Origin of the sequence: Pseudomonas sp. NPDC087029 (genome assembly GCF_044745345.1) — a bacterium.
GTDB lineage: Bacteria > Pseudomonadota > Gammaproteobacteria > Pseudomonadales > Pseudomonadaceae > Aquipseudomonas > Aquipseudomonas faucium.
The window spans coordinates 103,561-116,038 of record NZ_JBIVAB010000014.1; the positions used below are offsets into that span (position 1 = coordinate 103,561).

The window sequence follows — 12,478 nt, forward strand, 5'->3', positions numbered from 1 at the left end:
TGGCGCACAATCGAGCCATAAACCAACAAGAAACAACCCTGGAACCGTACTGATGTCGACCATCACCCCGCGCAAATTGGCCATCCCCTTCCTGCTCGCCGCCCTGGCCAGCCCCCTGGCCCTGGCAGAAGAATGCGCCGCCCCGCAATCCCGGCAAGGCGAACAGGTGTTCGCCCGCGACTGCGCAGCCTGCCACTCGGCTCAGCAGAACGGCCCGGTGATGATGGGCCCCAACCTGCACGACGTGCTCGGCCGCACCCCCGGCACCGCGCCCGGCGCCAACTACTCGCAAGCCATGAAATCGCGCCAGGCCGCCTGGACCGCCCAAGGCATCAGCGCCTTCATCGAGCAGCCACAAGCCGCCGTGCCGGGCACCTACATGCCCTATGCCGGCCTGCACGACGCCGCCGAGCGCCAGGCGGTGACCTGCTTCCTCGCCAGCCTCAAGTAACCCCTGCGCTTCCCTGCCAAAGGCCCCGAAATGGGGCCTTTGGCGTTTTGGCACGCTGCCAAAGGCAACTGGCAGCCAGGGCAAAAACCGCCGTCGGGGCTTGCTGCATGATCCTTTCTGCCAAACCCATGACAAAGGAAGCCAGACCATGCTCCACCGCCCGTTCCGTCTCACCCTGGCCGCCGTGCTGGCCGGGGCCTCGCTGCAGGCCTGCGCCCTGGAGCTCTACGGCGACGCCGAGCGCCACCTCAACGCCAATGTCGAAGCGGTGTTCGGGGCGTTCCACAGTGAAGAAAGCTATGCCATCGCCCGCGACCGGGAAGGCTCCCAAGCCTGGCGCGAGGGCTACATCAAGTACGGCCTGAGCGGCGACCAGCGCCTGGGCGGCGCCGGCTCGCTGTATGGCGCCTTCGCCCTGCTCAGCTCGGCCACCTGGGGCGATGGCGATGCGGCGGGCTTCAGCGACGGCAGCGAACGCACCAGCAAGATCGAGGACGCATACCTGGGCTGGAAGTCGGGCAACCTGGTGCCGCAGCTGGGCGAGGACGGCATCGACCTGTCGTTCGGCAAGCAGATGGTGGCGGTCGGCGACGGCTTCCTGATCCAGGGCGACTCGCTCAACGTCGGCCATGGCCTCGCCGACGGCCAGTTCAACCGCGGCGGCGCCTACTACCTGGCCGCGCGCAAGAGCTTCGACAAGACCGCCGTGCTGCGCCTGGGCGGCAAGACAGGCTGGCGTGGCGACCTGATGTGGCTGCAGTCGGACAACCGCGCCCAGGCCAACACGGAACTGCACGTGGCCACCCTGGAGCACGTGGCGGACGCCGGCACCGTCGGCCTCACCTACGTCGGCACCACCCACGTGGACGAACAGTACGCCTCGCCCCAGCAACTGGAACGTGACGGCATGAAGACCTACAGCCTGCGCGGCCAGGGCAATGCCGGGGTGGAAAACCTGTTTCTCTCGGGCGAATACGCAAAGCAGGACAAACCGCACAGCGCCACCGAGGATGCCTGGTACCTGGAAGCCGGCTGGACCTTCGCCGACCTGCCCTGGCAGCCGAACGTCAGCTACCGCTACAGCCGCTTCTCCGAGCAGTACGACACCCTGTTCTACGGGCTGGGCCGCGGCCTGGGTACCTGGTTCCAGGGCGAAGTGGCCGGCAACTATGCCGGGCCCTTCAACAGCAATGCGCGGGTGCAGAAGCTTGGCCTGAGCGTCACCCCTGCCCCGTCGCTGAGCCTGGGCGCGATGCTGTTCAAGTTCGACACGATCGACCGCAACCTGGGCAACGTCGACGGCCGCGAGCTGGATGTGTATGCCCAATGGTCGATCAACGAGCACCTGATGGTGGTGCCGCTGGTGGGCCTGTATCAGCCCGACCGCAGCGCTGCCCGGGGCGGCACGCAACTGGGCAACGACAACAACAACCTGTATAGCCAGGTGGTGTTCGTCAGCACCTTCTGAGCCGGCGCAAGGGGCGCGGCGCGCCCCGTAGCGCTCAGAGCGTTTCGAGGTTGTGGAACACCACTTCGAGCATGCGGTTCAGGCGCTGTACCTGGGCTTCGGTCAGGCCCTTGAAGCTGCGCTGGAACAGCTCGCGGGTCACCTCCTGCATGCGCTCGATGTTCTGCAGGCCGACCTCGGTGATGCGCACCTGGGTCACCCGCCCGTCTTCCGGGCTGGGCGCGGTGTCCACCAGGCCGTCGTCCTTCATGCGGTAGACGATCTTGGTGATGGTCGACAGCTTGGCGATGGCGTGGGTGGAGATCTCGGAAATGCTCGACTCACCGTTCTCGTTGAGGATCCACAGCACGCGCCAGCGCGGCACGTCGAGGTCGATCTTCTTGAGCAGACGCTCCATGTTCTGGGTGTAGCGACCATGCACACGGGCCAGCCAGTAGAAAGGGAAATCTTCCTTGCGAAATTCATCGCTGGCCGGGTCGTGGTGGCTGTGGCCTGTGTTCTTCGAGTTGCTCATCGATTCACTACTTGTGCGGAAATAGTCGCGCCATCATAGCCGTTTGTGCGCATTTGGCTACCGGCAGGCACCATACAATACTGGAATATTCAGTTGACATTTCACGTAATTGAAACGCATTTTATCGGCTGGGCCGTGCCCGGCATCCCCTCCTTCAAGGCTGAATAAAAATGACAATAATCGTAGAAACCCTCGACCTGGGCGGCGCCGGCCCCCGGGTCATGGTCAAGGACACGCTCGATGTCGCCGGTACCGCCACCCGCGCCTCGAGCCAGGCGCTGGAGCACGCGCCGCTGGCCGAACGGCATGCCGAGGTGGTCAGCCATCTGCTGGCCAACGGCGCGCGCCTGACCGGCAAGGTGGGCCTGCACGAGCTTGCGTTCGGCACCACCGGCATCAACCACTACACCGGCACCGCCGCCAACCCGCGCTTCCCCGGGCGCATTCCCGGCGGCTCGTCCAGTGGTTCGGCGGCGGCCGTGGCGGCGGGCCTGGCCGACTTCAGCCTGGGCACCGACACCGGTGGCTCGGTGCGCATCCCGGCGTGCTGCTGCGGCGTGTTCGGCTTCAAGCCGACCTTTGGCCGGGTCAGCCGCAAAGGCGTGATGCCAGCGCACAGCAGCCTGGACTGCGTCGGCCCGTTCGCCGCCAGCCTGCCGATGCTGGTACGGGCCATGAGCATGATCGACCCCACGTTCGTGCCCGCCCAGGTACCGGCCAAGGCCCGCATCGGCGTGCTGCGGGTGACCGCCGAGGCAGCCATCCACAAGGTGGTGCACGGCGCCCTGAGCGCCAGTGGCCTGCCGCTGGGCAACGTCGAGCTCAAGCACTTTGGCGCGGCCTACGACGCCGGCATGGTGGTGATCAACCGCGAAACCTTCGAGGGCTGTGGCCACCTGCTGGAAACCGGCAAGGTCGGCGCCGACATCGCCGGGCGCCTGGCCGCGGCCGGCACCACCAGCGACAGCGCGCTGGCCGAAGCTGAAGCCGTGCGCCAGCGCTTCACCGAGGAAGTCGACCAGGCCCTGGCTGGCTTTGACGTGCTGGCGTTGCCGACCATGCCCGACTTTCCGCTGCGCCTCGAAGAGGCCGGCGACACCCGTGCAGTGCTGGGCATGACGTCGCTGGTGCGCCCGTTCAACCTGTCGGGGCACCCGGCCCTGAGCATCCCCCTGGGCAGCGCCGCCGGCTTGCCGGTCGGCCTGCAGCTGGTGGCGGCCAAGGGCGCCGACGAGAAGCTGCTGGCCGTGGCCGAGCGGTTGTTGCTCAACCTTTACTGAAACGAGTTGGCTACCTCCTGTAGGAGCGGCCTTGTGTCGCGAAAGGGCTGCGAAGCGGCCCCCTGCAATCGAGGTGGCGCCGATGAGACCCTGGGGCCGCTTCGCGCCCCTTTCGCGACACAAGGCCGCTCCTACAACCAGAGCCGAATACCATGCCCGATACCCATGAACTGCACGCCCGCCTGCAGCGTTTTGAAAGCCAGCAGGCGATCCGCGTGTGCATCAACCGCTACATGGAACTGTGCGATCAGCTCGACGCCAGCACCCCGCTGGACGAACTGGCCGAACTGTTCACCCGCGACGCCGTGTGGGAAGGCAAAGGGGCCAAGTATGCCGCAAGCTTTGGCGGCTACCGTGGCCGTGAAGCGATCCGGGCGATGTTCGCCACCTACATGAAAACCCCGGCGCACTTCGCCTTGAACGTGCATTTTCTGACCAGCGAAGTGATCGAGGCCGACGGCGACCAGGGCCTGGGCCGCTGGGTGATGCTGCAGACCAGCACCTTCGCCGACGGCGCCTCGCACCTGAATGCTGCGCGGCTGACGGTGCGCTTCGCCCTGGAACAAGGGCAATGGCGGATGGCGCACTTCCAGACCGAAAACCAATTCAGCCGGCCGGTCAGCGCCTGGAACGACGAGGCGCCGCTGCCGGTGCCTGAGCGGTAACAGCGCCCTGGCCCCATCGCCGGCAAGCCGGCTCCCACAGATACTCCACAGCACTCAGGCTCAGTGGTGTACCTGTGGGAGCCGGCTTGCCGGCGATGGGGCCGCAACCGTCACATTTCGGTCACGCCGCTGTCGTAATCTGCCGGGCAACTCTATGCCAAAGGTAGCCCGGCATGCTGCGCCTGCTGCTCCTGCTCCTTCCCCTGCTGCCCCTGACGGCGCTTGCCGAACCCGCCCACCTGCGCGTGCAGGGCTCCAACACCATCGGTGCCGCCCTGATGCCGGCGCTGGTGCAAGGGCAGTTGCGCGCCCAACAGGCCAGCGCCATCGAACAACGCCCCGGCGCGCTGGCCAACGAGACCGTCATCACCGCCCACGACGCCCAGGGCCAGGCGCTGCGCATCGACATCGCGGCGCACGGTTCGAGCACCGGGTTCACCGCCCTGGGCCGCGGCGATGCGGACCTGGCGGCCTCCTCACGCCCCATCAGCGACGCCGAGGCGCAGCAGCTCAAGACCCTCGGCGACCTGCGTGCGGCACGCGCCGAGCAAGTCATCGGCCTGGACGGCGTGGCGGTGATCGTCCACCCGGACAACCCCTTGCCGCAATTGAGCACCCAGCAACTGGCGCAGATCTATGCCGGGCAGATCCAGCGCTGGGAGCAGCTCGGCGTGGCCGGCGGCGCCATCCACCTGTATGCCCGCGACGACCGCTCCGGCACCTTCGAGACATTCAAGGCCCTGGTGCTCGAGCCCCATCAGGCAACGCTGGCAGCCCAAGTGCAACGCTTCGAGGCCAGCGACGAGCTGGCTGCGCGAGTGCTCGCCGACCGCCAGGCCATCGGCTTCAGCAGCCTGGCGGCCGTGCACGGTGCCAAGGTGCTGGCCATCGCCGAAGGCGACGCCCCGGCCATGCTGCCCGAGCGCCCCTTGGTGGCCAGCGAGGACTACCCGCTGTCGCGCCGCCTCTACCTCTACCTGCCGGCCAACGCCAAGCCCCAGGCCAAGGCCCTGGCCGACTTCGCGCAGAGCCCGGCCGGCCAGGCCATCGTCGCCGAGCAGGGCTTCGTGTCCCAGCAGATCAATGCGCAGCCGGTGCCGGCCCAGGCCGACATGCCGCCGCGCTACCGCAGCCTGGCCCAGCAGGCCCAGCGCCTGAGCGTGAACTTCCGCTTCCAGGAAGGCAGCGCGAGCCTCGACAACAAGGCCCTGCGCGATGTGCAGCGGGTAGCCGACTACCTGCGCCAGGCCGGCAAGCTGCAAAGCAAGGCCGTGCTGGTGGGCTTTGGCGACCCCAAGGAAACCCCAGGCCGCGCCGCCCTGCTCTCGCGCCTGCGGGCCCAGGCGGTACGCCGTGAACTGGCGCGCGATGGCGTCGAAGTGCTGCAAGTGACCGGCATGGGCGATGAGTTGCCAGTGGCGGGCAACGACCTTGAGCAAGGGCGCCTGCGCAATCGCCGGGTCGAAGTGTGGGTGTACTGAGGCGCACAGCCGCGCCAGTGTTGCCGAGGGAACTGTTGCACGGCAGACAGCCCTTCAACACTTGTTCGTGCGGCGCAACACAAAGGCTGCGTTTTTCGCGCCAATCGCCTGATTTCAAAGGCATTTGATTCTGGCATGAGCCCTGCAGACATGGATTCAACCATCCAGTCTCCGAGGTCAACATGCCGACTGAAAGCGTCTCTGCGCACTACGACATCCGCCACCCCAACGCCCACCTGATCGCCGACGACGACGAAGCCATCGCCATCGCCCACCGCGTCGCCGCCCTGCTGCGCGAAGGCGCCGCCGAGCGCGACCGCAACCGCGCGGTGCCCGCCGATATCGTCGATGCCTACTCCAACAGTGGCCTGTGGGGCATCACCGTGCCCCGTGAGTACGGCGGCGCCGAAGTGTCCTTCGCCACCCTGGCGCAGGTGATCGCCATCGTCTCTGCCGCCGACCCTTCGCTCGGCCAGATCCCGCAGAACCACTACTGCCTGCTCGAAGACATCCGCCTACAAGGCAGCGATGCGCAGAAGCGTTTCTTCTTCGACCTGGCCTTGAAAGGCAACCGCTTCGCCAACGCCCTTTCCGAAACCGGCGGCAAGACCGTGCAGGACATCAGCACCCGCCTGGTCGCCGAAGGTGATGGCTACCGCATCGACGGGCGCAAAGGCTATTGCACCGGCTCGCTGTACGCCCACTGGCTCGGCGTGCTGGCCCTCGACGAGCAGGGCCGTGGCCAGCTCGCCTTCGTCCAGCGCGGCACCCCTGGGCTGGTGATCGTCGACGACTGGAGCAGCATGGGCCAGCGCACCACCTCCAGCGGCACGGTACTGCTCGACGGCCTGCGCGTGCCGGCCTTCAACCTGTTCCCCAGCTACCGCTCCTATGAAGGCCCGACCCTGGCCGGCCCGTTCGCCCAGCTGACCACCGCCGCGATCGATGCCGGCATCGGCCGGGCAGCGCTGGACGACACCATCGTCTTCGTCCGCGAGCACGCCCGCCCGTGGATCGATGCCAAGGTCGAGCGCGCCAGCGATGACCCGCTGACGATCATCCAGGTCGGTTCCCTGGAGATCCGCCAGGAGGCCGCCGAGGCCCTGCTCGAACGTGCCGGCTGGGTCATGGACAAGGCCAAGCCCGCGCCCGACGAAGACAACGTCGCCGCCGCCTCGCTGGCCGTGGCCAAGGCCAAGGTGCTGACCACCGAAGCGGCCATCGAAGCCAGCAACCGCCTGTTCGAGCTGGGCGGCACGCGCTCTTCGCTGACCCGCCACAACTTCGACCGTCACTGGCGCAACGCCCGCGTGCACACCCTGCACGACCCGGTGCGCTGGAAGTACCACCTGGTCGGCAACTGGGCCTTGAACGGCATCAAGCCGGCCCGCCACGACTGGAACTGAGGCCCGCGCCATGACCAAGCAGATTCGCCTCAACGCCTTCGCCATGAACACCGTCGGCCACCTGTCGCCGGGCTTGTGGCGCCACCCGCGCGACCAGGCCACGCGCTACACCGATATCCACTACTGGGTGGAGCTGGCCCAAACCCTGGAGCGCGGCTGCATCGACGGCCTGTTCATCGCCGACGTGCTGGGCGTGTACGACGTATATGGCGCCAGCGCCGACGCGGCCTTGGCCAACGCCGCCCAGGTGCCGGTCAACGACCCGCTGCAACTGGTGCCGGCCATGGCCGCCGCCACCCGCCACCTGGGTTTTGGCGTGACCGCCTCGGTGTCGTTCGAGCACCCGTTCCCGTTCGCCCGGCGCATGAGCACGCTGGACCACCTGACCCAAGGCCGCGCCGGCTGGAACATCGTCACCTCGTACCTGGCCAGCGGCGCACGCAACCTCGGCCAGCGCGACCAGTTGAGCCACGACCAGCGCTACGCCCTGGCCGAGGAATACCTGCAGGTCTGCTACAAGCTCTGGGAAACCAGCTGGGAAGACGATGCGGTGTGCGCCGACCGGGCCAGCGGGGTGTACGCCGACCCGCGCAAGGTGCATGGCATCGAGCATGAAGGCACCTACTTCAAGGTGCCCGGTTTTCACCTCAGCGAGCCATCGCCGCAGCGCACGCCGGTGCTCTACCAGGCCGGCGCCTCCAGCCGTGGCCGGGCGTTCGCCGCCGGCAACGCCGAATGCGTGTTCGTCGCAGCGCCAACCCGCGCAGTATTGAAAAAGCAGGTCGCCGAATTGCGCACGGCCGCCGTCGCAGCGGGCCGGGCGGCCGACAGCGTGCTGGTCTTCGAGCAACTGACGGTGATCGTCGCGCCAACCGATGAAGCTGCCCTGGCCTTGCTGCGCGAGTACCGCGAATACGCCAGCGCCACGGGCGCCTTGACCCTGATGTCGGGCTGGACCGGCATCGACTTTGCCAAGCTGGAACCGGGCCAGGTGCTGCGCGAAGTCCCAAGCGAAGCTATCCAGTCCGTCGTCGAGGCATTCACCCGGGCCGACCCTTCGCGTACCTGGACCGCCGCCGAGATCGCCGACTACTGCGCCATCGGTGGCGACGGCCCGGTGCTGGTCGGGTCGGCGCAGACCGTGGCCGACCAGTTGCAGGTATGGGTCGAGGACACCGATGTCGATGGCTTCAACCTGGCCAGCGTGGTGGCCCCGGAAACCTTCACCGCCGTGGTCGACCTGCTGGTGCCGGAGCTGCAGGCGCGCGGGCTGTTCAAGCGCGAATACGCCCAAGGTACGCTGCGCAACAAACTGTTCGGCCAGGGCGACCGCCTGCGCGCGCCGCATCCGGTGGCGACGCTGCGCCAGGAGGCACGGCGATGAACGAGCTGCTGGCGAACCTGGACTGGGCGGAAATCCTCCAGGCCTGCATCGACACGCTGAGCATGCTCGGCGCCGCGCTGGGCTTCACGGTGCTGTTCGGGCTGCCGCTGGGGGTGCTGCTGTACCTCACCGGGCAACGCCAGCTGCTGGCCAATGCGCCGCTGTATCGCGTGCTGTCGGCGCTGGTCAACGTGCTGCGCTCGCTGCCGTTCATCATCCTGCTGATCGTGCTGATCCCGCTCACCACCGTGCTCACCGGCACCTCGCTGGGGGTGCGCGGCACCATCCCGCCGCTGGTGGTGGGCTGCACGCCGTTCTTCGCGCGGCTGGTGGAAACCGCCCTGCGTGAAGTCGACCGGGGCCTGGTCGAAGCCAGCCAGGCCATGGGCGGCAGCATCCGCCAGATCATCTGGCACACCCTGCTGCCCGAGGCCCGCACCGGGCTGCTCGCAGCCGTCACCGTCACGGCCATCGTGCTGGTGGACTACACCGCCATGGCCGGGGTGATCGGTGGCGGCGGCCTGGGCGACCTGGCCATCCGCTTTGGCTATCAACGCTTCCAGACCGACGTGATGGTGGTCACCGTGCTGCTGCTGATCGTGCTGGTGCAGGCGCTGCAGATGGGCGGCGACCGCCTTGTTCGGCATTTCACCCGACGCTGACTCCAAACCCTTTCAGGACACTGCCATGAAAAAGACCCTTGCTGCCCTTGCCACCCTCATCGCCGCCAACAGCTTCGCCGCGCACGCGGCCGAGCACCTGGTGGTCGGCGCCACCCCGGTACCCCACGCCGAGATCCTCGAGTTCGTCAAACCCACCCTGGCCAAGGAAGGCGTCGACCTGGACATCAAGGTGTTCAACGACTTCATCCAGCCCAACCTGCAACTGGCGCAGAAGAACCTGGACGCCAACTACTACCAGTACCGCCCGTTCCTCGATGACTTCAACAAGACTCGCCACACCGACCTGGTGCCGGTGGTCGGCGTGCACATCGAGCCGTTCGGCGCCTATTCGGCCAAGTACAAGCGCATCACCGAGCTGCCCGATGGCGCCAGCGTGGCCATCCCCAACGACCCGGTGAACACCGGCCGGGCCCTGGTGCTGCTGGCCGAAGCCGGGCTGATCGGCCTCAAGGAGCCAAGCAACCCGCAGTCGACCCAGCGCGACATCACCGCCAACCCGCACCACTTGAAGATCCGCGAACTGGAAGGCGCCATGCTGGCGCGCTCGGTGAAGCAGGTGGACCTGGCGTTCGTCTTCGCCAACTACGCCCTGGAAGCCGGCATCGATACCAGCAGCGCGCTGATCGTCGAAAAGGGCAAGGACCTGTACGTCGAATACCTGGTGGCCCGCCCGGACAACCTGCACGACGAAGGCCTGCAGAAACTGGCCAAGGCGCTGAATTCGCCAGAGGTTCGCAACTTCATCCTGACCCGCTACAAAGGGCAGATCGCCCCGGGTTTCTGACCAGCGAGAACGTCACCCATGACCCGCTTTCCCCAAGAAGTTCTGGCTGCAACCGCGCAACTGCAAGTGCGCGGGGTGCACAAACGCTATGGCGATCTGCCGGCGCTGCAAGGCATCGACCTGCACATCCGCCGCGGTGAGGTGTTCGGCATCATCGGCCGCAGTGGCGCGGGCAAGTCCACCCTGCTGCGCTTGCTCAACCGCCTGGAAACGCCCAGTGACGGGCAGGTGCTGCTCGACGGCGAGGACATCGCCACGCTGGGGACTGCCGGCCTTCGTAACTTGCGGCGCAAGGTGGCGATGATCTTCCAGCACTTCAACCTGCTGGCCAGCCGCACGGTCGCCGATAACGTCGCGCTGCCGATGCAGATGGCCGGTGTGCCGGCGCCGGAGCGCGCCCGCAGGGTCAGCGAGCTGTTGCAACTGGTCGGCCTTGCCGAGCGGGCCAATGCCTACCCGGCGCAGCTGTCGGGCGGGCAGAAACAGCGGGTAGGCATTGCCCGTGCGCTGGTGCTGCAACCGGACATCCTGCTGTGCGACGAGGCCACCTCGGCCCTCGACCCGCAAAGCACCCGCGCCATCCTTGCGCTGCTGCGCGACATCAACCAGCGGTTGGGCCTGACCATCGTGCTGATCACCCACGAGATGGAAGTGATCCGCGACCTGTGCGACCGCGTGGCCGTGCTGGAGCACGGCAGCGTGGTCGAACAGGGCGAGGTGTGGCAGGTGTTCGGGGCGCCGCAGCATGCGGTCAGCCAGTTGCTGCTGGGCAGCCACGAGCGCCCGCGCCAGGCCACGGACGAGGCGCACCTGGAGCTGCATTTCACTGGAGAGAAAGGCATCGAGCCGGACCTGGGGTTGCTGGCCACCGCCCTGGGCTCGCAGGTGCGCCTGCTTGAAGGTTCGATCGAGCGCATACAGGGCCGGGCCTTGGGCAGGCTACGCCTGGCGGTGGCCGGTGAGGCTGGTGCTGGCGAACTGCTGCAACGGGCGCAAGCCATTGCCGACCGGGCGCAGTGGGTGCATTGACCGCCGCCCTGGCAGGCAAAGTTTTGTAACATCGCGCCATTCGGCATCACGCTTTATTGGGTCTAGGCTCAAATCCACGTGATACCGGGCCCCTCTGACGGCAACCGCGCCGCCATGTCGGATCACTGTTGCCATGCAACGTCGACATTCAAGGAGGGGCTCATGACAGCTCTGCAGACATTCCTCACTTCACCTTTGCTCGGCACCAGCACCTGGTTGTGGCTGGTGTTTCTCACCATCGTCATTGCCTTGCTGGTGCTCGACCTGGGCGTGCTGCACCGCCAGCACCGCGAAATCGAAATGCGCGAGAGCCTGCTGCTGTATTCAGGCTATTTCAGCGTCGGCGTGCTGTTCGGCGCCTGGGTCTGGTACGAGCTGGGCGCGCAGTCGGCGCTGGAGTTCTACACCGGGTTCCTGGTGGAGCAGTCGCTGTCGATGGACAACGTGTTCGTCATGGCGATGATCTTCGGCTTCTTCGCCATCCCCCGCCGCTACCAGCACCGGGTGCTGTTCTGGGGCATCCTCGGCGTGGTGTTCCTGCGCGCGATCATGATCGGCGTGGGCGCAACGCTGGTGCAGAACTTCGAATGGGTGCTCTATATCTTCGGCGCCTTCCTGCTGTTCACCGGGGTGAAGATGGCCCTGTCCAAAGAAGACAGCCACCCGGACCTGGCCAACAACCCGATCCTCAAGTTCGTCCGCCGGCACATCCGCGTCACCGACCAGATCCACGGCGCGCACTTCTTCGTGCGCCTTACCCCGCCGGGCCAGAGCAAGGCATTGCGCTATGCCACGCCCTTGTTCCTGGCGCTGGTGCTGATCGAGTTGGCCGACCTGGTATTCGCCGTCGACAGCGTGCCGGCGATCTTCGCCATTACCCAGGACCCGTTCATCGTCTACACCTCGAACATCTTCGCCATCCTGGGCTTGCGCTCGCTGTACTTTGCGCTTTCGGCGTTGATGCACCGGTTTGTGTATCTCAAGTATGCGCTGGCCTTGGTGCTGATCTTCATTGGCTGCAAGATCTTCTACCACGGCATGGTCGGCAAGGTGCCGGCGCTATTGTCGTTGGGGGTGACGTTCGGGTTGTTGCTGGGTGGGGTGGTGGTTTCGTTGATCACGACACGGGGAGAAAAACCGGCGGTGGAAGATGAATCGATAGTGAGCGAAAACGCTGCGCCTCAGGTGAAGGAAAAGGATCCCGAGTTGCGGACTTGAACCTTCGAAGTGCCCCATCAAGAATCACGCATGGCTACCAACCATGCGTGATTTGTTTTTCTAAAGCGGCCTTTACTACTCTCATATCATAAGAAGAAAAACCCTACATTATAAA

12 protein-coding genes are annotated in these 12,478 nt (G+C 66.3%); 11 read left to right on the forward strand and 1 reads right to left on the reverse strand.

The features are described 5' to 3' along the window. Positions 1-52: 52 nt before the first annotated feature. Both ACIPG5_RS20295 and ACIPG5_RS20300 read left to right on the forward strand, forming a co-directional pair. A complete protein-coding gene (locus ACIPG5_RS20295; protein WP_176518082.1) occupies positions 53-451 on the forward strand; it encodes a cytochrome c family protein in 399 nt (132 codons plus the stop codon). 148 nt (positions 452-599) lie between these two features. Further along, positions 600-1,919 carry a hypothetical protein gene (locus tag ACIPG5_RS20300; RefSeq protein ID WP_401377578.1) on the forward strand — a complete coding sequence of 440 codons (1,320 nt, stop codon included), beginning with the start codon at positions 600-602 and terminating at the stop codon, positions 1,917-1,919. 34 nt (positions 1,920-1,953) lie between these two features. Here ACIPG5_RS20300 and ACIPG5_RS20305 read toward each other — a convergent pair whose 3' ends face one another. Further along, the gene (locus ACIPG5_RS20305) at positions 1,954-2,433 is read right to left on the reverse strand and encodes a MarR family winged helix-turn-helix transcriptional regulator (RefSeq protein WP_176518080.1); all 480 of its coding nucleotides are present in this window, start codon (positions 2,431-2,433) and stop codon (positions 1,954-1,956) included. Between the two features lie 170 nt (positions 2,434-2,603). Here ACIPG5_RS20305 and ACIPG5_RS20310 point away from each other — a divergent pair, with 170 nt between their 5' ends. From ACIPG5_RS20310 to ACIPG5_RS20350, 9 genes are all read left to right on the forward strand, one after another. Beyond that, positions 2,604-3,713, forward strand: a complete 1,110-nt coding sequence (locus ACIPG5_RS20310) for an amidase (protein WP_176518079.1) — start codon at positions 2,604-2,606, stop codon at positions 3,711-3,713. A 152-nt stretch (positions 3,714-3,865) separates the two neighbouring features. Next, on the forward strand, positions 3,866-4,378 hold the full coding sequence (locus ACIPG5_RS20315; protein ID WP_176518078.1) for a nuclear transport factor 2 family protein: 513 nt from the start codon (positions 3,866-3,868) through the stop codon (positions 4,376-4,378). A gap of 173 nt (positions 4,379-4,551) precedes the next feature. After that, positions 4,552-5,859, forward strand: a complete 1,308-nt coding sequence (locus tag ACIPG5_RS20320; protein ID WP_401377583.1) for a substrate-binding domain-containing protein — start codon at positions 4,552-4,554, stop codon at positions 5,857-5,859. Between the two features lie 182 nt (positions 5,860-6,041). Further along, positions 6,042-7,265: an SfnB family sulfur acquisition oxidoreductase gene (locus ACIPG5_RS20325; RefSeq protein ID WP_401377586.1), complete on the forward strand. Its 1,224-nt coding sequence runs from the start codon at positions 6,042-6,044 to the stop codon at positions 7,263-7,265. A 10-nt stretch (positions 7,266-7,275) separates the two neighbouring features. Then, a complete protein-coding gene (locus ACIPG5_RS20330; protein ID WP_401377589.1) occupies positions 7,276-8,649 on the forward strand; it encodes an LLM class flavin-dependent oxidoreductase in 1,374 nt (457 codons plus the stop codon). After that, the gene (locus tag ACIPG5_RS20335) at positions 8,646-9,311 is read left to right on the forward strand and encodes a methionine ABC transporter permease (RefSeq protein WP_236237997.1); all 666 of its coding nucleotides are present in this window, start codon (positions 8,646-8,648) and stop codon (positions 9,309-9,311) included. The genes ACIPG5_RS20330 and ACIPG5_RS20335 overlap by 4 nt, the downstream gene beginning before the upstream one ends. A gap of 25 nt (positions 9,312-9,336) precedes the next feature. Continuing rightward, the gene (locus ACIPG5_RS20340; RefSeq protein ID WP_401377593.1) at positions 9,337-10,116 is read left to right on the forward strand and encodes a MetQ/NlpA family ABC transporter substrate-binding protein; all 780 of its coding nucleotides are present in this window, start codon (positions 9,337-9,339) and stop codon (positions 10,114-10,116) included. A gap of 18 nt (positions 10,117-10,134) precedes the next feature. Then, a complete protein-coding gene (locus ACIPG5_RS20345; RefSeq protein ID WP_401377596.1) occupies positions 10,135-11,145 on the forward strand; it encodes a methionine ABC transporter ATP-binding protein in 1,011 nt (336 codons plus the stop codon). Between the two features lie 162 nt (positions 11,146-11,307). After that, positions 11,308-12,363, forward strand: coding sequence for a TerC family protein (locus ACIPG5_RS20350; protein ID WP_401377599.1), 1,056 nt, complete (start codon positions 11,308-11,310; stop codon positions 12,361-12,363). The last annotated feature ends 115 nt before the right edge of the window (positions 12,364-12,478 follow it).